General features: G+C 66.1%; 20 protein-coding genes and 1 pseudogene. 7 read left to right on the plus strand and 14 right to left on the minus strand.

The window, feature by feature from the left end; translation table 11 throughout:
- Positions 1-4 precede the first annotated feature (4 nt).
- Genes ACZ48C_RS10115 through ACZ48C_RS10125 form a run of 3 tightly spaced genes read left to right on the plus strand, consistent with a single transcriptional unit; the run spans position 5 to position 1,828 of the window.
- Entirely contained in the window at positions 5-862 is an 858-nt protein-coding gene (locus ACZ48C_RS10115) for a LysR family transcriptional regulator (protein WP_464781018.1), read from the plus strand.
- A gap of 56 nt (positions 863-918) precedes the next feature.
- Positions 919-1,173, plus strand: coding sequence for a hypothetical protein (locus ACZ48C_RS10120; protein ID WP_119257115.1), 255 nt, complete (start codon positions 919-921; stop codon positions 1,171-1,173).
- Positions 1,174-1,207: 34 nt separating this feature from the next.
- Positions 1,208-1,828 carry an HAD-IA family hydrolase gene (locus ACZ48C_RS10125; RefSeq protein ID WP_464782803.1) on the plus strand — a complete coding sequence of 207 codons (621 nt, stop codon included), beginning with the start codon at positions 1,208-1,210 and terminating at the stop codon, positions 1,826-1,828.
- A 43-nt stretch (positions 1,829-1,871) separates the two neighbouring features.
- On the opposite strand, the gene ACZ48C_RS10130 is transcribed toward ACZ48C_RS10125, so the two are convergent.
- The 5 genes from ACZ48C_RS10130 to ACZ48C_RS10150 all read right to left on the minus strand — a co-directional run bounded on the left by ACZ48C_RS10130 (position 1,872) and on the right by ACZ48C_RS10150 (position 6,976).
- Complete coding sequence (locus tag ACZ48C_RS10130) at positions 1,872-2,648, minus strand: SDR family oxidoreductase (protein ID WP_464781019.1); 777 nt, start codon at positions 2,646-2,648, stop codon at positions 1,872-1,874.
- A 186-nt stretch (positions 2,649-2,834) separates the two neighbouring features.
- Positions 2,835-3,107, minus strand: coding sequence for a hypothetical protein (locus tag ACZ48C_RS10135; RefSeq protein ID WP_464781020.1), 273 nt, complete (start codon positions 3,105-3,107; stop codon positions 2,835-2,837).
- Positions 3,108-3,230: 123 nt separating this feature from the next.
- Positions 3,231-4,574 carry a sensor histidine kinase gene (locus tag ACZ48C_RS10140; protein WP_464781021.1) on the minus strand — a complete coding sequence of 448 codons (1,344 nt, stop codon included), beginning with the start codon at positions 4,572-4,574 and terminating at the stop codon, positions 3,231-3,233.
- Between the two features lie 11 nt (positions 4,575-4,585).
- Positions 4,586-5,242, minus strand: coding sequence for a response regulator transcription factor (locus ACZ48C_RS10145; protein ID WP_464781022.1), 657 nt, complete (start codon positions 5,240-5,242; stop codon positions 4,586-4,588).
- Between the two features lie 96 nt (positions 5,243-5,338).
- The gene (locus ACZ48C_RS10150; protein ID WP_464781023.1) at positions 5,339-6,976 is read right to left on the minus strand and encodes a phosphoethanolamine transferase; all 1,638 of its coding nucleotides are present in this window, start codon (positions 6,974-6,976) and stop codon (positions 5,339-5,341) included.
- Positions 6,977-7,393: 417 nt separating this feature from the next.
- Here ACZ48C_RS10150 and ACZ48C_RS10155 point away from each other — a divergent pair, with 417 nt between their 5' ends.
- Positions 7,394-8,053, plus strand: coding sequence for a glutathione S-transferase family protein (locus ACZ48C_RS10155; protein WP_464781024.1), 660 nt, complete (start codon positions 7,394-7,396; stop codon positions 8,051-8,053).
- Positions 8,054-8,098: 45 nt separating this feature from the next.
- Here ACZ48C_RS10155 and ACZ48C_RS10160 read toward each other — a convergent pair whose 3' ends face one another.
- The 8 genes from ACZ48C_RS10160 to ACZ48C_RS10195 form a co-directional block, all read right to left on the minus strand.
- Entirely contained in the window at positions 8,099-8,461 is a 363-nt protein-coding gene (locus ACZ48C_RS10160; RefSeq protein ID WP_464781025.1) for a hypothetical protein, read from the minus strand.
- Between the two features lie 148 nt (positions 8,462-8,609).
- Positions 8,610-9,095, minus strand: a complete 486-nt coding sequence (locus tag ACZ48C_RS10165; RefSeq protein WP_119257188.1) for a GlcG/HbpS family heme-binding protein — start codon at positions 9,093-9,095, stop codon at positions 8,610-8,612.
- A 108-nt stretch (positions 9,096-9,203) separates the two neighbouring features.
- Positions 9,204-9,800: a response regulator transcription factor gene (locus ACZ48C_RS10170; RefSeq protein ID WP_119257107.1), complete on the minus strand. Its 597-nt coding sequence runs from the start codon at positions 9,798-9,800 to the stop codon at positions 9,204-9,206.
- Complete coding sequence (locus tag ACZ48C_RS10175; RefSeq protein WP_464781026.1) at positions 9,797-11,329, minus strand: sensor histidine kinase; 1,533 nt, start codon at positions 11,327-11,329, stop codon at positions 9,797-9,799. The genes ACZ48C_RS10170 and ACZ48C_RS10175 overlap by 4 nt, the downstream gene beginning before the upstream one ends.
- Positions 11,330-11,458: 129 nt before the next feature.
- The gene (locus tag ACZ48C_RS10180) at positions 11,459-12,904 is read right to left on the minus strand and encodes an amidohydrolase family protein (RefSeq protein WP_464781027.1); all 1,446 of its coding nucleotides are present in this window, start codon (positions 12,902-12,904) and stop codon (positions 11,459-11,461) included.
- The gene (locus ACZ48C_RS10185; protein ID WP_464781028.1) at positions 12,897-13,991 is read right to left on the minus strand and encodes an amino acid ABC transporter permease; all 1,095 of its coding nucleotides are present in this window, start codon (positions 13,989-13,991) and stop codon (positions 12,897-12,899) included. Before ACZ48C_RS10185 ends, ACZ48C_RS10180 begins: the two co-directional genes overlap by 8 nt.
- Position 13,992: 1 nt before the next feature.
- Entirely contained in the window at positions 13,993-15,141 is a 1,149-nt protein-coding gene (locus ACZ48C_RS10190; RefSeq protein WP_464781029.1) for an amino acid ABC transporter permease, read from the minus strand.
- 82 nt (positions 15,142-15,223) lie between these two features.
- The gene (locus tag ACZ48C_RS10195; RefSeq protein WP_119257102.1) at positions 15,224-16,243 is read right to left on the minus strand and encodes an amino acid ABC transporter substrate-binding protein; all 1,020 of its coding nucleotides are present in this window, start codon (positions 16,241-16,243) and stop codon (positions 15,224-15,226) included.
- Between the two features lie 558 nt (positions 16,244-16,801).
- On the opposite strand from ACZ48C_RS10195, the gene ACZ48C_RS10200 reads away from it, so the two are divergent.
- Both ACZ48C_RS10200 and ACZ48C_RS10205 read left to right on the plus strand, forming a co-directional pair.
- A complete protein-coding gene (locus ACZ48C_RS10200; protein ID WP_119257101.1) occupies positions 16,802-16,999 on the plus strand; it encodes a hypothetical protein in 198 nt (65 codons plus the stop codon).
- A gap of 11 nt (positions 17,000-17,010) precedes the next feature.
- Positions 17,011-17,199: pseudogene (locus ACZ48C_RS10205) on the plus strand (hypothetical protein); the annotation flags it as partial.
- Positions 17,200-17,368: 169 nt separating this feature from the next.
- On the opposite strand, the gene ACZ48C_RS10210 reads toward ACZ48C_RS10205, so the two are convergent.
- Positions 17,369-18,580, minus strand: a complete 1,212-nt coding sequence (locus ACZ48C_RS10210; RefSeq protein WP_464781030.1) for an MFS transporter — start codon at positions 18,578-18,580, stop codon at positions 17,369-17,371.
- Positions 18,581-18,853: 273 nt separating this feature from the next.
- On the opposite strand from ACZ48C_RS10210, the gene ACZ48C_RS10215 reads away from it, so the two are divergent.
- On the plus strand, positions 18,854-20,074 hold the full coding sequence (locus tag ACZ48C_RS10215) for a helix-turn-helix domain-containing protein (protein ID WP_464781031.1): 1,221 nt from the start codon (positions 18,854-18,856) through the stop codon (positions 20,072-20,074).
- Positions 20,075-20,097 lie beyond the last annotated feature (23 nt).

Here is a 20,097-nt window from a genome sequence, read left to right on the forward strand (position 1 = left end):
GTTCATGCAGATTGCCCTGATTGAGACATTCCTCGACCTGATGGAAACGCGCAATTTCAACCGCACGGCGGAGCGGCTGAACATCACGCAATCGACGGTCACGCATCGCATCAACGCGCTGGAGGCGCTGTTCGCCCGAAAGCTCTTCGCGCGCAACAAGGGCGGCACCCAGCCGACCGCCGCAGGCCTGCGCTTCCTCGACCATGCCAAGGCCCTGCAGCACCAGTGGCACGAGGCGGCACGGGCGGTGGAAACGGCGGGCGCCTATGAGCGCTCCATGCGCCTCGGCCTTCAGCACGACCTTGCCGCCCATTATGCCGGCGACTGGCTGGCGGCGGTGCGGACGGAGCTGCCGGCGACGTCGATCTATCTGGAGGTAGACTATTCCAACCAGATGAACCGCGACCTCGGGGCCGGCGACCTCGACCTCGCCATCCTCTTCACGCCGCATTACCTGCCGGACCTCCATTACGAGCGCATCGGCGAAGTACGCTACGACATGGTGAGCAACCGGGTAAGCCGCATCGAGGACGTCAGGCCGGAGGACTATATCCAGGCCGTCTACTCCCCCGCCTTCGACCGGCTGCACCGGCAGGCCTATCCCGGCCTTTCCACCGCCCCCATCGCCAGCGGCGAGACGACAGCCATCCTCGCGCTGATGCAGAAGCTCGGCGGCTCGGCCTTCGTGACGGCGGCCGACGCCGCGCGGCTGGTGCAGGCCGGCGCGGCAAGCCGGGTGGAAGGCGCCGAGCCAATCGCCCAGCCGGTCTACGCCGCCGTCAACGTGCGCACCCGCCACGCCCACCAGCACCGCCGCATCATCACCGCCCTTCAGGCTTTGCTGGCCGCATCGAATCCTTGAAACCGGCCGGACCGATGCCTATTAACGGCGAACCCTAACCGACGAAGGAGCTCCCCATGGCCGCCCGCGACCGCTATTCGCGCAAACTGGAATGCGCCATGTGCGGCAATGCCGGCTATGCGGAAGTCTCCGAGGACGACATGCCGACCCGCGCTCACCCGGATTTCACCGTCGATTCCCTGCCGCGCGGCTTCCTCACCGAACGGCCCTCGAAATATCCCGACAAGCACATGATCCGCTGCCGCTGCGGCCATGTCTTCAAGTTCCAGCAGAAGACGGTCTATGCCGCAGGCGGCGAGCCGCGACGTTAGTCCATCAAGCTGAAAGGGGATTGTCTTGAGATCGGTGCTCTTCGATGTGGATGGCGTCCTCGTCCATGGCTATACGGGGCAGACGGAGCGCCGCCGCCGATGGGACGAGCACCTGCTTGCCGATCTCGGCATCGATCCGGCGGCATTCCGCGATCTCTTCATCAAGCAGGCCTTCGAGAGAGAGGTCCTGACGGGCCGCAAGGCGCTGCTTTCGGCCCTCGAAGAGGTCCTTCCGCAACTGGGCTTTCTTGGCTCACCCTTCGTCGTCGCCAGCTACTGGCTGGATCGCGACAGTCACCTGAACCGGCAATTGCTGGATGTCGTCCGTCGCCTCCGGCGGACGGGACGCGCCCGCCTCTATGTCGCGACCAACCAGGAACACCTGCGCGCGTTCCATCTCTGGAACAGGCACGGCTTCGAGAACCTGTTCGACGATATGTTTCACGCGGCCCGGTTCGGCGCGCTGAAGCCCACGCGCGCCTTCTTCGAGCGCGCCGCGGAAATCCTCGGGCCCCAGGACGAACCGCCCCTCTTCTTCGACGATTCGGAGGCGGTGGTGCAGGCCGCCAGCGCCTTCGGGTGGGAGGGCATCCTCTATCGCGGGCTCACGGACTGCACCGCTCACCCCTGGATTTCAACAATCCTGTCGCAGTAATCCTGAAACGCGCGCCACCGCCGGGCCCGGACCGATACGCGCCCTACCCCCGCCCGACGAAAGGCATGTTGGTCGCCATCACCGTCATGGTCAGCACGTTGGCGTCGAGCGGCAGGCTGGCCATGTAGACGACCGCGTCGGCGACGTGGCTGACCGACATGGTCGGCTCGGAGGCGATTTCGCCGTTGGCCTGCAGCACGCCGGCATTCATGCGGGAGGTCATGTCGGTCGCCGCGTTGCCGATGTCGATCTGGCCGCAGGCGATATCGTATTTGCGCCCGTCGAGCGCGGTCGACTTGGTGAGGCCGGTGATGGCGTGCTTCGTCGCGGTATAGGGCGCGGAATTGGGGCGCGGCGCGGTCGCGGAAATCGAGCCGTTGTTGATGATGCGCCCGCCGCGCGGGCTCTGGTCCTTCATGATGCGGAAGGCCTGCTGGGTGCAGAGAAACGCGCCGGTGAGGTTCGCGGCGAGGATGCTCGACCATTCCTCGAAGGGAATGTCCTCCAGCAATGCCGGCGAGACATTGGAGCCGGCATTGTTGACGAGAACGTCGAGCCGGCCGAATTCCTGCTTCACCTCGGCAAAGACGGCCGCCACCTGCAAGGGATCGCCGACATCGCAGGCGATGCCCCGCACGGGATTGCCCGTCGCCGCAGCGATCTCCCCCGCCGCCGTTTCCAGCACGGCAAGCCGGCGCCCGGTAATGACGACGGCATAGTCTTCGGCGCTGAGGGCGCGCGCGATTGCAAGGCCGATGCCTGTTCCGCCGCCCGTCACGAGTGCGATCCTGCCCTTGCCGGTGCTGCCCCATTGCGTCATGTCGGGTTCCTCCTCAGAATCGATGCCACAGGCCTTATGAGGACCTATCGCCCCGCACCGGGAAAGTCACCTCAGGACATGAATAGACCGCCCGAAGCCAGAATACGCGGCTTCGGGCGGCAGCTCCGTGATCATGACATGTCATTGGCGCAATACGCAGTACAAACCCGCGCCATAAGCTTACGATCAGGAGTGAAGCAGGACACGCTCGCGGCGCTCGTTCATCGCCGTCAGCTCATCATGGATGTGGACATTCCGTGCCTCGTCCATCGCCGCGGCTATGGTCTGGCTGATTACGCGAACGCTGTTTTCTGAAAGAAGCGGCGACCCGCCGCGAGATTCTGCTGCATGCAACTTGCAAAGTGCGCTGGCCAGAAGCCGCGCATATTCCTCCGGTTTGCGACCCATGTTCCCCACCAGTTTTTGATTATGACCACATAAAACCACAATATTGGGCATAAAGCCACAACTTTCTCACATGCTAATACAAAAAAATAGCCGGAACCGCCCGACTGTTGCAAGCGGGAAACACCGGAAAACCGGGCTGTCCGGAAATGGGTCAGGCCTGCTGCCGCCCCCCCCTCAGCTCCGTGTGGGAAACACGATCTCGGCCTGGAAGCCGTCGGGCATGCCGGGGATGGGCGAGGTCAGGACGAGGCTCGCCTGCATCTGCCCCAGGAGCCGCTCGGCGATGGACAGGCCGAGGCCGGAACCGGCCGCAAGGGTCCTGCCACGGGCAAAGCGCTTGCGCACGGCGGCAAGCTCCTCATCGCTCATGCGTGGGGCGCCGTTGCGGATGCGCACATCGCCCGCCCTGGTGAGGTGGATGTCGACCGGCGCATCGGCCCGCCCGTGCAGCAGCGCATTTTCGATGAGATTGCGCAGCACGATGGCGAAAGCGTCCGCCTCGCCCTCGTGCAGGACCGGACCGGCAAGGTCGCTTGCGAGGCGGATGCGCCCGGCATCGGCCGAGGCGCGCTGGAAATCGGTGACGACGACGCGGGCGACATCGGCGACGTCGAAGGTGTTTTCCGTCATGCCGATGCCCGCCTCGGCGCGGGCGAGCTGCAGCAGCTTTTCCGTAAGCTTGGTCAACTTCTGCAGCGAGGCTTCGATCTGCTGGGCGCGCGCGCGTTCCGGCACGTCAGTCAGCTCGGAAAGAAGGAGTTGCGTCTGCGCCAGCGCGCCGGCGATCGGCGTGCGCAGCTCATGGGCGCTGTTGGAGGTGAATTCGCGCTCGGCCGCAAGGACCGCGCGCAGGCGGGCAAGCAGGAGATTGACCGAGCGGAGGATCGGCCGCAGCTCCTGCGGCAGACCCACCGCTTCGATGGCGGCGAGATTGCCGCCATCCTTCTCGCCGATCGCCGCGCGCAACGTTTCGACCGGCGCCAGAACACGGCGCACGATGAACCAGACGGCCGTGATGGTGAGGGGAACGATGAGCAGCACGGGCAGGAGCAGGGCGAGCGAACCTTCCCGCGTCGCCTCCCGCCGCTCCTTCGCCGAATCCTGCACCTGCACGAAGATCGTCTCGTCCAGTGTCGCAGCCGTGTAGATGCGGCCCTTGCGCCCTTCCCAGAATCCCACCTTGAGCGGCGCGCCGAAGGGATCGACGGGCGCGGTGTGCGAATGCAGCAGCACCCTGCCCGTCTCGTCGCGCACCTGATAGGTCAGGTACTCCTCCTCGGAAGGGCCGCGCGTCGCCTCGATGCGCAACGGGGCGTTCGGCTCGTCGCGATGCCTCAGGTCATCGACCACCAGCGGCACGAGGCGCTCGGCGGTCTCCTGCAGGGCGCTGTCGAAAATCTCGCCGAACTCGTCATGCATGACGAAGGCGCCGAAGCCGACGGCGACGAGCCAGAGCAGCGTGATCGTCGCCGTGATCCACAGCATGAGCTGGCCGGCAAGGCTCCTTCCCCCTCTCATCGGCCCGCCTCTCATCGGCCGAGCCTGTAGCCGATGCCGCGCAGGGTCTCCACGCAGCCCTTGCCGAGCTTCTTGCGCAGCCGGCTCACATAGACCTCCACCGTGTTGCTTTCGATTTCCGAGCCGAAGGCATAGAGCGCCTCCTCGATCTGCCCCTTGGAGACGATGGCGTCGGGCCGGGCGGCAAGCCGCGCCAGCACCGCCCATTCCCGGCTGGAAAGATCGACCGGCTCGCCCTCGCGCAGCACCCGGCGATCGGCAAGCTGGATCGTCAGCGGCCCGGCCTCCACCAAGGGAACGGCCGTGCCGGCATAACGCCGGGCGACGGCAAGCATGCGCGCATTGAGCTCGCCGAGGTTGAAGGGCTTGACGAGATAATCGTCCGCCCCGCTGTTCAGCCCCTCGATGCGGTCGGAGATCTGGTCGTGTGCGGTGAGGATGATGACGGGCGTGATGGCACCGGCCCGGCGCAGGTCCGTCAGCAGCGAAATCCCGCTGCCGTCCGGCAGGCGCAGGTCGAGCAGAATGAGGTCGTAGGCAACCGTGTCAGTCGCCGTGCGGCCGTCGTCCAGCGTCTGCATCCAGTCGACGGCATGACCGAGCCCGGCCACATAATCACGCACCGCCTCGCCCAGAACGGCGTCGTCCTCGATCAGCAGAACTCTCAATCGCCCGGCACTCCGCATCGCGGCGGCGCATTGACCGCCGCCGCCTTCCGAATCCGGACGATACATGGGCAGGAGCCGTCTTGCCATGCCCATCGTTCAGGACGTAGCACCCTCGCGGCAGCCGGAGACGATGTCGAGGGACGGATCGCGCACCGTGGTATCGATCCGCATCATGCCGAGCACGGTGTGGAAGAGGTTGTCGTGCGATTGCGGCTCCCTGGTCTTGCCTTCGAGGCAGGCAGCGGAATAGGCCGCCTTCTCGTCCTTGCCGAGCCAGAGCACGAAGGGCACATGGGTCTGATGGCTCGGCGCGATCATGTAGGGCGCGCCGTGCAGGTAGAGGCCCAGCTCTCCAAGCGATTCGCCATGGTCGGACATGTAGAGCATGGAGACGTCGAGGCGGTCCTCCTGCTTCTGCAGCCGGTCGATCACGCTTGCAAGGATGTGGTCGGTATAGGCGATCGTATTGTCATAGGCGTTGACGATCTCCTCCTTCGTGCAGTCGGAGAACTCGGCGCTGCGGCATTCCGGCTGGAAGTGGCGGAACGCCTCGGGATAGCGCTGGTAATAGGCCGGACCGTGGCTGCCGATCTGGTGCAGCACCAGCACCGTGTCCCGGTTCACCGAGCCGATCCAGCCGTCCAGCGCATCGATCAGCACCTGATCCTGGCACTCGCCGCCCGAGCAATAGGCCGGATTGCCGTTCTTGATCAGCGACTGCTCCTTCACGCGCTTGGCGATTTCCTTGTCGCCGGTATTGTTGTCCCACCATTCGACATCGACGCCGGCATGGGAGAGCACGTCGAGCAGGTTCTGCGTCGCGAGCCCCTTGCGGTGTGTGTAGTCGGAGCGGGTATAGACGGAGAACATGCAGGGCAGCGAGACGGCGGTCGCCGTGCCGCAGCTCGTCGTGTCGGGGAAGTAGAGGATATCCTTCCTGGCCAGTTCGGGATTGGTATCGCGCTCATAGCCGCCGAGCGAGAAATTGTCGGCGCGTGCGGTCTCGCCGGCAACGACGATCATGAGGCGCGGCTTGCGCTGGCCAAGCGGCGCGTCGCTGACACGTGCATCCTCGCCGAGCGGCGCGGCCACCACATTCAGGTCGCCGGACTGGCCGGCCGCGAACTGGACGGCGGTAACGAGCGGCACGATGGGATTGAGCGTCTCGAACCAGTCGTGATGCGCCCTGACGGCGGCGGCATAGACGCGGGCGTGAGAGAGCCCCGCGACGAGCGCGACGACAAGCGCCGGCACGATGACGGCAAGGTTGCCTCGCACCTTGCCGAAGAAGGTGCGGTGGCGGACCTTCACCCAGATCAGAAGGAGCGAGGGCAACACGCCATAGGCCAGCATGTGGATGACGAAGCCGGGCGTGATGAGATGGCCGGCTTCCGCGCTGTTCGTCTCTGCCGCGTTGCGGATCATCTCGATGTCGATGACGACGCCGAAGCGGTCCATGAACCAGGCGCCCGCGGCGCTTGCGAGGATGAGCGCGATGAAGAGCGGCTTCATCACATATTTCAGCGACACGGCGACGCAGAGCGCGATGTAAAGGCAGGCGACCCCAAGGGCGATGGACGCGAAGGTGGTGGGACGGCCCTCAAGATAGGACCAGCCCTTCGACCAGAAGCTCCAGTTCGTGAGCGCCAGAAGATAAAGCGCCGTCAGGATGCTGACGGTAACGCTGCCAAGTTCGGGCCGCCAGAGGGAGAAGCGGCCGGTTCCTTCGCGCATGAATGGTCCTTTCACGTCAAATCGGGCAAGGCCGCGCACGGTCCGCCATTTTTGTTTCCCCCTGCCCCGCCAAGCTGACAGCCGCCTGAACGATCCGGCCGCGTTCAGCCCGATGTCAGCTTTTCACCGGATAAACCGGTGCTGGAATGCGAGGTGATACGTGAAACCCAGACTGCTTTATCCCGGCGCGTTGTTCGTCGGCGCCCTGGTCTTTTTGGTCCTGGCCATCCCGCTCGCCCAGACCCAGTTCGCAAGATCGCACAGCGAAGACCTGCAGAGGGCTTTCGCTTGGCGGAGCGACTGACGGTCCGGAACCATGCAGGTCCCGCCCGAGGTCGGGAAACTGCTGCGCCTTGAAAATCCGATTGCAAAGTGCAATCGGATTTGCGACAAAGGCATGGCAAACGGGAGGTTGCCATGAAGCCGGTTCTCTATGCCCATCCCTTTTCAAGCTACTGCCAGAAGGCGCTGACGGCGCTTTATGAAAACGGCACGGATTTCGAGTATCGCATGCTCGACCATGCCCAGCCGGAAACGCTTGCCGATTTCGAGGCGCGCTGGCCGATCAAGCGGTTCCCCATCCTCGTCGACGGCGACCGCACGATCGTCGAGGCGACCATCGTCATCGAATATCTGGGACTGCGCTATCCGGGGGCCGTGAAGCTCATCCCGGACGATCCTGACGCGGCGATCGAGGTGCGCATGCTCGACCGCTTCTTCGACAATTACATCTCGACGCCGCAGCAGAAGATCGTCTTCGACGCCATCCGCTCCGAGCCGAACCGCGACCCCTACGGCGTCGAGGAGGCGCGGCGGATGCTGGAGCGCGCCTATGCCTGGCTCGACCGGCACATGGAAGGCCGAGAATGGGCCGCGGGCAAGGCCTTCACGCTCGCCGATTGCGGCGCCGGCCCCTTCCTCTTCTACGCCGACTGGACCCATGCCATCGATCCGGGCTTTCGCAACGTGCACGCCTATCGCCGGCGGCTGCTCGAACGCCCCGCCTTCGCCCGTGCGGTCGATGAAGGCAGGCCCTACCGGAAGTTCTTCCCGCTCGGCGCGCCGGATCGCGATTAGGTCTATCCACCGGAAGCGCAAAAAGGCGCCGTTTGCAGGTCGCCCCTATCCCTCCGGGCAGTGCCGGCGCTCCGCCGGCCTCGCCTTCCGCTCGATGCCGGTCACGACGAGCACGGAAGGGCCCTTTGCCTGCCGCACGATATGGCCGCGCAGCACGAGACGGCCATAGTAGAGCGCATCCGTCTCGCGGATACGCTGCTGATCGCTCGCCGAAAGCCTGCCGATATCGGGAAACGTCCCCTTCCACAGCTTGCCGGTCGCAAGATCGCGCACCGCCGTGGAAGGGCATGGCGCCTTGAAGCAGCGCAGGCCATTGTCGCAAGCGACATAGGCGCCGTCCCGCGCAGCGGACTGCGAGGCCGCGGCAAGAAGCAGGCAGGCGGCAAGAACGGGAATCGTTGGGCGCATGCGGCATTCTCCCCGTGATTTCGGGCAGTCTATGCCTTTCCCGGCAAAGGACAAACCCCGGCGCCCCACCCTCCTCCGTTGGAGGAGCTTCAAACAGAAAGACCCCGGCGCCTTCCGGCGCCGGGGTCGATCATGGAACGCGCAATCCTTACTTCAGCTTGGCGCTGACGGCCTCGATGCCGGCGCGGGCGCATTCGTCGTCGATATCGCCGCTCGGCGCGCCGCCGACGCCGATGGCGCCGATGGTTTCCTCACCCGCCTTCACCGGAACGCCGCCGGCGAGGACGAGGAAGCCCTCGATGGAAACGAGTTGCGCGGCAGCCGGGTTCTTGCCGACATTCTCGGCGATCTTCTGGGTCGGCGTGCGCATGGAAGCGGCGGTGAAAGCCTTGCGGATCGCGCTGTCGACGGTATGCGGGCCGGCGCGGTCTGCGCGCAGCACGGCGCGGGTGATGCCGGCGCGGTCGAGGACGGCGGCCGTCACGTTGAACTTCTTGGCGGCGCAGGCATTGACGGCAGCCTGAGCGGCTTCGACGGCGATGTCGAGCGGCATGTTGCGCTCGGTGAGCACGTCGGCATTGGCGGCGCCGGCGAAGGCGAGAGCGGCGAAGGCGGTAGCAACGAACTTCTTCATGTTGATCTCCATCTGGGGCCGCCCGGTCTCATCGGCGGCAACGACCCTCTTTTCGGAGATTTCCGCGTCTTGCGGTATCGGTGGACGGACGGAGCGGGGTCCGTAGGACTACGGAGCCTGCCCGATCAGCGCGAGGCGCGCGAACTCGGCGACCGAGGTCGTGCCGAGCTTCTGGGCGATGTTGGCGCGGTGCGTATCGACCGTGCGGGGTGAGAGTTGCAGGCTGTCGGCAATCTCCTTCGTCGACCAGCCGCGCCCGACCATGTCCAGCACCTCGCGCTCGCGATCGGTAAGCTGCGCCACCAGCTTCACCGCTTCCGCCTTCTCCGCATGCACGTCCAGCGCGCCGGAGGCCTGTTGCAGGGCCTCGATCAGCACCTGCTCGTCGATGGGCTTGGTGAGGAAATCGACGACGCCCGCCTTGAAAGCGCGGCGGCAGGCATGCACGTCGCCATGGCCGGTGCAGATGATGGTGGGCCAGTCGCAGCCGATGGCGGCGAGCTTTTCGTGCAGTTGCAGGCCGGTGATGGCGGGCATGCGCAGGTCGAGCAGCAGCACGCCCGGCTTCAATTTCGGCGCGCGGGCGAGAAAGGCGGTGGGGTCGCCGAACGTCTCGATGCGGACGCCGTAGGTGCCGAGCAGAAGCGACAGGGCGCTGCGCACCCCCTCGTCGTCATCGACCAGATAGACCGGCGCCATCGTCATTCCGCTGCTTCCTCTCGTTTCTGCATATCCTGTGCCGCCGGCAGGCGCACGGTGAAGATCGCACCGCCCGTCGCCCCGTTTCCGGCCGAAATGCTGCCGTCGAAGCGCTCGACGATGCTTTCGCAAAGGCTGAGCCCGAGGCCCATGCCGTCAGGCTTGCTGGAGAAGAACGGTTCGAAGAGGCGCGGCAGGATATCCGGCGGGATGCCGGTGCCGTTATCCGAGACGGTGATCTCGTAGCTTGCTCCCGCCGGCTTCAGCGCGACCAGCACCCGGCCATCCGCCCTGCCCGCCTGCTCGACGGCATCGGCGGCGTTGCGGATAAGGTTGTGGATGACCTGCTCGATCTCCACGGGATCGATCCGCGCCAGCGCCGGGACCTCCGGTATCTCGATATCGAGCGTAATGCCGCGCCGGTCGAGGTCGATGCGCGAGAGGGCGACGATATCGGCGACATGGCGGCCGAGATCGTGCACGCCGGCTTCCAGCGCGCTCTTGCCGACATAGGCGCGCAGGCGCACGAGGATATCGGCGGCGCGCTTGGCCTGCAGCACATTGGCGGCAAGCACGGTGTCGATGGGCGTATCCGTCAGGCCGTTCGCAGCGGCGATGCGCCTGCCGGCCTGGCTCTGGCTGAGTAGCGCCGTCAGCGGCTGGGTGAGTTCATGGGCGATGCCGGAGGCCATCTCGCCCATGCTGTTGATGCGCAGCGCATGGGCGAGCTTCGTCTCGTGCTGGCGCAGCGCCTCGCGCTGGGACGCGGCCTCCGCCGCCTCCCGCGCCAATGCAGCATCCTGCCGGTGCTTCAGCAGCGAGCGCACCAGCACGAGGCCCGCAAGCGAGAGGGCGGCGAAAAGCGCGAAGGGCAGCGGCGGCAAGAGTTGCGCGAGCGTGACATGGCGCTGCAGGGAAAGCCGCAGCGGCTGGGTGGCGCTGGCGATCGACGCGTCAAAACTGACCGTGCGGGCAAGAAAACCTGCGGCGTCGGGCTGCCTAGCACCGGTTTCCAGCAGCGGCCCCTCGGCCGTCGAGAGGCGCAGCGTCGCCCAGCGCGGCAGTTCCTCGCCCTCGACCAGCTTTGCGCCATCGATATCAAGGCTGACGGCCATCGTCTCGTTCATGCGCTTCATCACCCGGTAATGGCCGGGCTTGGCATCCGCGCCATAGGCCGCCTTGCCGGGGGTGAGCATTTCCACGGCCCGGGAGACCTGCGCGGGATCGACGGTCGAGCCATCGCCTGATGTCGCCGAACTGACGACGTCGGGCGACGTGCCTGACGGAAGACGTACGAGGTCGATGGCGACGATGCGAGGGTAGAAGCGCAGGATCGACTTGGCGACGAGGTCGAAATCTTCCGATGGCTGCGCCTGCGCGAGGCCGAGGGCGCTGAGGCTGGTCAGGTGCGCATCGTGCTGGGCGACGCGCTGGGAGATGGCCCGCTGCAAGGCACGGCCGCTTTCCGAGACTTCCTGTTCAAAGGCCTGCCAATGGCTCGTCGCGGAATAGACGCCGAAAGCCGCCAGCAACAACAGCCAGCCGCCGGCAAAAGCGGCTGAGGAGCGGAGAAAGATCAGTCGTCGATGCATGCGCGGTGCGGCCAGGTCAGGGTTCGGGAGGATCATCATAGGACTTCCCTCCCCCCTTGGCGATCCGCAGCATCACGGATGCGGCAGCACCGGCAGAGAAAGCGGCGCGAGCGCGGCGGCGGATCGGCCGCGCGGGTCGTTCGCCTGGAAATGGCGCACCGCGAAATCCTGCACCGCCTGCAATTCCGCAAGAGCGCCGTCATAATCGACAAGCGTCGGCCGGTCGTTTTCCATGACGCAGGCGCCATCGACATAGACGGCCGCGACCGCGCGCTCGGCGGCGCAATGCAGCAGGTTGCGCAGCGGGTCATAGACCGGCTGCATGCCGGGGTGTTTCAGGTCGACAATCGAGAAATCCGCCTTCGCGCCCTTCGCGATTCGGCCGATATCGCTGCGGCCGAGGGCTTTCGCGCCAGCCAGCGTCGCGACGTCGAGAATATCGGCGGTCGAGACGTCGAAGACCGTGCCGGCGGCGATGCGGGCGTTGATCAGCGCGGTGCGCATCTCTTCCAGCATGTTGAAGGGATAGCTGTCCGTGCCGAGCGCCACGTTGACCCCGTCGCGACGATACCGGCCGACCGATTGCAGGATCATGCCGCTACGCGCGAAGGTGACGGGGCAATGGGCGACGCTGGTGCCGCTTGCCGCAAGGCGGCCGAGATCGTCCGCGGTGCGCTGGCGCGTCCAGCGGTGGCTGTCGATGAAGATGCAATGGCCGAGGATGAGATCCGGACCGAGGACACCGAGCTTTTCGAGATAGTGCACGGCGGTGAGACCATGGCGGCGCAGCAGCTCCTCGTGCTCGGCCATGGTCTGGGCAGCGTGGATGGTGATCGGCACCTTGCGGCTGCGCGCGGCCTCCGCCGCTTCCTGCAGCAGTTCGGGCGAGCAGGTCTCGACCTGCGCCGGGGCGACGATGCCGCCGAGGCGGCCGGAAGGATGGGCCTCAGCCGCATCGACGGTTTCGAGCGCACGGGCGAAGGCCTCGCGGCCACGGACGGAATCCCAACGGAAATCGAGGCGGTGGCTGTCTTCCACATGCCACTGCGCTTCACGGAAGCCGGGGGCGACATAGGCGCGCGCACCGCTTTCAGCCAATGTCGGCAGCCAGCATTCATGCGGGCCGGCGATATCGACGAAGGTGGTGACGCCGCTGCGCAGGAGGTCGCCGAGCATGACGGTGAGCGCGGCCTTCACCGCGTCGTCGCTGATCTCGATAAGCGTCGAATATTCGTACATCGCCTGCCCCCAGAGGGCGGCGGTTCCCTGATCCTCGAAGAAGCTCTTGGAGATCGGCTCCTCGCCGGAATGGCAATGCACGTTGACGAAGCCCGGCAGGACCATGCGGTCGCGCCCGGAAATTTCCGCCGCGAAAGGCCCGTCATAGCGGCCGCCGACATGGACGAAGCCGGTCTCGTCGAAGGCGACGTCGACGTCCTGCATATAGGCGTGGCCGCCGGTCCCCTCGTCATAGGCGACGACGGTGCGGGCATTGCGGATGACGGTGACGTTAGGCATGGGTCGTCCTGAAATGCACTTCGAGGAAGCGGCTGTAGGCGCCCATCAGGGCACTGAAGGTGAAATAGACGGCGGCGGCGACGAGATAGCCTTCCAGCACCGCGATGCCCTGCCATTCCGGATCGCGGATGGCGGAGCGGACGGTATCGAGGAAATCGACGAGGCCGACGATGGTGACGAGCGTCGTATCCTGGAAGAAGCCGATGAAGAGGCCGACCATCGGCGGAATGACCTTCTTCAGCGCCTGCGGCAGCACGATCTTGCGCATGATCTGCCAGTAGTGCAGGCCGAGCGACTTGCCCGCCTCATATTGCCCGGCCGGCACGTCCTGCAGGCCGCCGCGCACGATCTCGGCGATATAGGCCGAGGCGAAGAGGATGATCGCCACCTGCGCGCGCAGCAGTTTGTCGATGGTCGTGCCCTCGGGCATGAAGAGCGGCAGCATGACCGTCGCCATGAAGAGAATGCTGATCAGCGGCACGCCGCGCACGATCTCGATGAAGCCGACCGCAAGCACGCGGATCGCCGGCAGGTTCGAAGCGCGGGCGAGCGCCAGCACGATGCCGAGCGGCAAGGCGAGCGTCAGCCCGACGAAGGAGAGCGTGAAGGAAAGCGGCAGGCCGCCCCAGCTCGTCGTCGGCACCGGCGTCAGGCCGAAGACGCCGCCTGCCATCAGGATATAGAGCGCCGGCAGGATGACGACGATCCAGGCGAGGAGCAGCTTGCGGCTCCAGAAGCGCGGCATCATGGAGAAAAGGCAGGCGCCGAAGAGCAGGAGCAGCGCCAGCATCGGCCGCCACTGCTCGTCATAGGGATAGAAGCCGAAGAGCATGTAGCGCAGCTTCTGCGCCACGAAGGGCCAGCAGGCCCCGCTCGCCGCCTTGCACACAGCGCCGTCGCCGGAAAACACCGCATCGATCACCAGCCAGCCGAAGGCGAGCTTGGCGATGAAGACGATGGCCGCGATAGAGACGACGCTGATCAGCGTGTTGCCGGGAGTGCCGAAATAGGCGGAGAGCTTTCCACCACGCGCGGCGGCGGGGGCTGATTGCGGTGGGGCGAGGACGAGGGCCTGAACGTCGGTCATATCAACGCTCCTTCAGCGCGACATGCGCATTGTACCAGTTCATCAGAAGCGAGATGGCGATCGAGAGGGCAAGATAGACGCCCATGAAGATCGCGATCGTCTCCATGGCCTGCCCGGTCTGGTTCATCACGATGTTGGAGACGGTGACGAGGTCCGGGTAGCCGATGGCGATGGCCAGCGAACTGTTCTTGAAGACGGTGAGATAGGTATTGGTGAGCGGCGGGATGATGATGCGCAGCGCCTGCGGCAGCACGACGAGCCGCATGGTCTTGCCGCGCGGCAACCCGAGCGCGGCGGAAGCCTCCCACTGCCCCTTGTTGACCGCCTGGATGCCGGCGCGCACGATTTCCGCGACGTTTGCAGAGACGCTGAGCGCAAGGCCGAAGAGCAGCGCCACGAATTCCGGTCGCACATGCAGCCCGCCCGTCAGGCGGAACTTTCCCGCCGTCGGGAAATCCCAGTCGATAGAGACGCCGCCGGCAAGCCAGAGCAGCAGCGCAGGACCGACAAGCGCGGCAAGCGCGATGAGGCCACCATGGTTCGACTGGCCGGTTGCGACACGGCTCTTCGTCGCGGCATTGCGGATGACGAAGGCCGCGACCGCGCCGCCGACGAGGCAGGCGAGAAGCGCAAGGCCGCCGCTTTCGACAAGCGCCGCCGGCACGACGAGACCGCTATTGGAGAGATAGACGCCCGGCAGGAGGTTCAGCGCCTGCTTGACCGGTGGCAGGATGAGGATGATCAGCGAATACCAGAGGAAGAGATAGAGCAGCAGCGGCACGTTGCGCAGAAGCTCGACATAGACGAGCGCGAGGCGCGCCAGCAGCGGGTTTCGCGACATGCGCGCGATACCGACGGCAAGGCCGAGCATGGTGCCGAAGATTGCGGCGAGCAGCGAGACCTTCACCGTATTGGCGATGCCGACGAGGATGGCGCGGCCGACCGTGTCGGTGGGTTCGAAGGCGATGGCCGCTTCGGTGATGACGAAGCCGGCCGGCCGCGTCAGGAAGTCGAAGCCCGTCGCGATGTTCTGCTTGGCGAGATTGGCGCTCGCCGTGGAAAACAGGGTCCAGCCGACGAGGGCCACGAAGCCGATCGCGACGGCCTGGTAAAAATAGGCGCGAAAGCGCATGTCATGCAGGAAAGCCATGAAACCTCGCCGCCGATATCAGGAAAGAGGGGGACGCACGCACCGCCATGCGCGCGCCCCGGAGGATCGCCCTAGGAAGCGATCAACGGATCGGCGGCGAGTAGATCAGGCCGCCGGCATTCCAGAGCGCGTTCGGGCCGCGCGTCAGGCCGAGCTTGGTGCCCTCGCCCACATTGCGCTCGAAGACTTCGCCGTAATTGCCGACGCTCTTGATGATGTTGTAGCCCCACTTGTTGTCGAGGCCGAGCATCTTGCCGAGTTCCTCGGTGGCGCCCAGCATGCGCTGTACGTCCGGGTCCTCGCTCTTCAGCTTCTCGTCGACATTCGCCTGGGTGATGCCCTTTTCCTCGGCGGCCATCAGCAGCCAGACGGACCAGGAAACGATATCGCCCCAGTTGGAGTCGTTCTGGCGGAAGGCCGGCGCGAGCGGCTCCTTGGAGATCGTTTCCGGCAGGACGATGTAGTCGTCCGGGTTGTTGGCGACGGCGCGGATCGAGGCAAGGTCCGAACGGTCGGACGTGATCGCCTCGCAGCGGCCGGAATAGAAGGCTGCGCGGTTCTCGTCCGGGCTTTCGAAGACGACGAGCTCGAACTTGCCCTTGATGGCGGCGAAGAAGTCGGAAATGTTCTGCGCGGTCGTGGTGCCCGGCAGGGTGCAGATGGCGGCTTCCGTCAGCTCCTTGGCGCTGGTGACGCCGAGCGACTTCGGCACCATCAGGCCCTGGCCGTCATAGAAGACCGTCGGGCCGAAATCGAGGCCGAGCGAAGCGTCGCGGGAGAAGGTGTGCGTCGTCTGGCGCGAAAGCACGTCGATCTCGCCGGACTGCAGCGCCTGGAAGCGCGTGTTGATGTTGGTCGGGACGAAATCGACCTTTTCGCCATCGCCGAAGACGGCCGCGGCGATCGAGCGGCAGATATCGACGTCAAAACCCTGCATGCGGCCCTTGTCGTCGGGTGCCGCAAAACCCGGCACCGTCAGCGAAACGCCGCAGATGAGCTTGCCGCGCGCCTTGACGGTTTCCAGCGTGCCGGCGGCCGAGGCCTGGCCGGCGATCGCAAGACCGAGCGCGGCGGCGCAAATCGAAAGAAGTGCCTGTTTCATGCTTCCCCTCCCATGGGTGTTTGTTGGATGCAGAAGGCATGCCGCCCTCCAGCAGCCGCCACTCCGTCGCGATCCTTCAGACCGCAATGATTGTGTACAATGCAAAAATAATATCATCAACACTTCGCGCTTCACCATGTCGACAATCCAAGCAAATTGCTCATGTACAATGGGCATGAAGCCATGTATGATCGACATCAATCACGTATCCGCGCCGTTTCCTTCAGGAATTTCGGTCGCAAGCCTCTTGTCGGTGGCCGGCGCGGCCGCTGGAAAATAGGATTGATCGGGCAGCGACGTATACAATCGGCGTCGGACATCTCTTGTGACCACTGGTCCACTGGATACGGTTGCGCGCGGCCTTGAGGCCTATCTCGGATTTCTCCCGGAAGCGGGGTCGGAAGCGCGAATGCTCCGGCCCCGTCTCTGTTCGCGCATTACCCGCAAGAAGCGTCGGCGCCTGGAACCGATCCTCCCCAACCTTTCCATTTCCGCCACGGAACAATCGCCGCCCTTGCCGGTTCCCTCACCGTCAATGACGATTAGGCGTGATTGCAGATGCCCGACCAATCCAAGCTCTTTCCCGACCATCGAAGGCTGTCGGGAGAACGCTATACGGTGGAATCGTTCCGCGCGGCCTATGAGCTGACGCGGGAGGAGGCCCAGCGTCTCTTCGACAAGTTCGGCCCCTCCAAGAGGGAGCTCGACCTTCTCATGCGCGCCCGCCGGAACCCCGCGCAGTTCCTGAACTTCTGAAGGAGGCGATCATGACGATCGACAAACCACAACCCGGCCCGCCCGGCACCACGAACCAGTCGCCCCGCTGGGAAGGCCCGGAAGCCACCCGCCCCCGCGGCTACATGCCGGCGAAGGACGACCCAGACCACGACCGCGACGCCGCCGGTGAGACGAATGCCGATCCCTCGCGCGAAAAGCTGCGCGACGCCGGCAAGACCGCGGACGACGAGCCGGACAACGAAGAAAGCGAGATCCGGCGCGAGCAGGCGACCAACCCCGCCCTCATGCCGATCGGCGACCCCGCAGGCGCCGCCTAGGCGCGCAGTCTCGTGAACAACCTTTCGCCCGTCGAACCCGCCGCATCCGCGGCGGTTTTTTCATTCCAGCTCACGCCGCCGCCAGCGCCTCGCGCGTCTTCGCCGCCGGCCGGAACGTCATGGCGATCAGGAAAGCGCCGAGGCCGATGCCCCAGGAGCCGACATAGAGCCAGGTGTAGCTGGCGAAGGTATCGTAGATCATCCCGCCCGCGACCGGCCCCAGCGCCATGCCGAGGCTGCCGGCCATGGCCGTTCCGCCGATCACCGTCCCCATCAGGCGCAGCGGGAAGTTTTCGCGCGCGATCACCGCATAGAGCGGCATGACGCCCGCATAGATGAAGCCGAAGATGCCGGCGACGAGGTAGAACGAGAAAAGCCCGCCCGTGAAGATATAGCCGAGCGCCCCGAAGGCCTGCGCGAACAGCCCCGCGACGAGGACATGCTTGGCGCCGAACCGGTCGCCGAGAAGGCCGAAGACGACACGCCCCCCAAGGCCGGCCAGCCCCTCGACGCTGTAGATCGTCACCGCCGCGATCATCGGGATGCCGCAGGTGATGGCATAGCTCACCGTATGGAAGATCGGCCCGGAATGGGTGGCGCAGCAGAAGAAGTTCGTCAGGCACAGGATGATGAATTGCGGCGAGCGCAGCACCTCACCCGTCGTCATGCCCTCCTGCGGCGCGTCTGAGGCGGGTGCCCCGGCCTCCACTTCCAGCGCCGGCGGTCGGCGGATCAGAAGCGAGACGGGGATCATCACCACGGCGACGACCAGAGCGATGATCTGCATGGAGGTGCGCCAGCTATGCATGGAAACGAGCCAGGCCGCGAAGGGCGACATGGTCATCGGCGCCATGCCCATGCCCGCCGAGACCAGCGAGACGGCAAGGCTGCGATGCGTATCGAACCAGCCGGTGACGCAGGCCATCATCGGCGCGAAGACGGCGGCCGCCGCCAGCCCCACGACCAGCCCGAAGGTGAACTGGAAGGCGACGAGCGAGGTGGCGACGCTCGTCGCCGCAAGGCTGGCCGCCAGCAGCACAGAGCCCGTCAGCACCACGGGCCGCGGCCCCCAGCGGTCGGAGAGCCCGCCCCAGAACATGCTGGCGAAGGCCATGGCGAGGAAGCCGATGGTCATGGCGGTGGAAACGCCCGTCACCGACCAGCCGGTATCCTTCGAGATCGGCAGCAGGAAGACGGGCAGCGAGAACATGGCGCCGATGGCGATGCAGCCGAGCAGGCCGCCCGCCGCGACGATCACCCAGCGATAATGCGTATGGATCATGGTCATCTCCTTCTGGACCGACCGGCGGGCATGGCCCCGCCGCATCGTTTCGTCCACCCGGACGAAAGACGCCGGCCGGCGGGCTTTTCCGACATCGCGCGCGAAGAATTTCACGATGATGCCGAAGATGCCCGTCCGCAAGGTGCCTAGCGGCGGCATTTTCCGCCGGATGGGCTTGAACCCGGCCGACAAAACGCCTTTCCTCCGGATCGACACGGCAAGACTAGGCGCCGGCAACCCCGCAGCGGGAGTGACAAATGTGACGGGAATCGTATGGACTCGATGATCATTGCCGCCGCGCGGGCACTGGCCGGGGGCGATCCGCTCGCCGCACTGAATCGCGTGGCGCTGCGCGACGATGCCCCCGCGCTGGCGCTCCGCGGCATCGCCATGGCCCAGCTCGGCGATCTCGACCGGGCGAAGGCCCTGTTGAAGAGCGCCGCCCGCGCCTTCGGCCCGCGCGAGGCCGTGGCGCGGGCGCGCTGCATCGTCGCCGAGGCGGAAGTCGCCCTTGCCGCGCGCGACCTCGCCTGGCCGGTCAAGGCGCTTGCCGCCGCCGGCGCGACGCTTCAGGCGCATGGCGACCGCCTCAACGCCGCCCATGCCGAAACGCTCGCCATCCGCCGCCTGCTGCTGATCGGCCGGCTCGACGAAGCCACCGCCCTGCTGGCGAAGCGGGATGCCGCCGCCCTGCCCCCGCCGCTGCGCGCCACGCACGAACTGGCCGCCGCCGGCATCGCGCTCCGGCGGCTGCGCGTCGGCATCGCCCGCGAGGCCTTCTCCCGCGCCATCGACGCCGCCCGGCAGGCCGGCATCCCTGCGCTCATCCGCGAGGTCGAGGATGCCGCTGCGGTGCTTCGCCAGCCCGCGGCCCGCCTCATCGCCGGGGGCGAGGCGCGCCCGCTCCTGCCCGATGCCGTGGAAGCCCTGTTCGCGACGGAGGCGCTCGTCGTCGATGCCTGCCGCCATGTGGTCCGCTGCGGGGAGACGGCCATCCCGCTCGCCACACGCCCCATCCTCTTTTCCCTACTGCGCACGCTCGCCGAGGCATTTCCCGACGATGCGAGCCGGGAGGCCCTGCTGCTACGCGCCTTCCGCGCTCGGCACGCCGATGAGTCGCATCGCGCCCGCTTGCGCGTGGAAATGGGCCGCCTGCGCGCCGAGATCACCCCCTTCGCGGATATCGCCGCCACCCCGACCGGCTTCCTGCTGACCCCGCGCGAGAACCGGGACGTCGTCGTGCTCGCCCCGCCGCGGGACGAACCCCATGCGGACGTGCTGGCGCTCTTTGCCGATGGCGAGGCGTGGTCGAGCTCGGCGCTCGCCATCGCGCTCGGCTCCAGCGCCCGCACCGTGCAGCGCGCGCTGGAGCAGCTGGCCGCCGCCGGCAAGGTGGAGCCCGTCGGCCGCGGGCGGGCCCAGCGCTGGCTGACGCCGACGCCGGGCGCTTTCTCGACACTCTTGTTACTCCCAGGTCCGCTGCCCGGCAGCTAGGATGGGATCATCGACAGACCCGA

Source organism: Shinella sp. 1A1 (genome assembly GCF_055379515.1).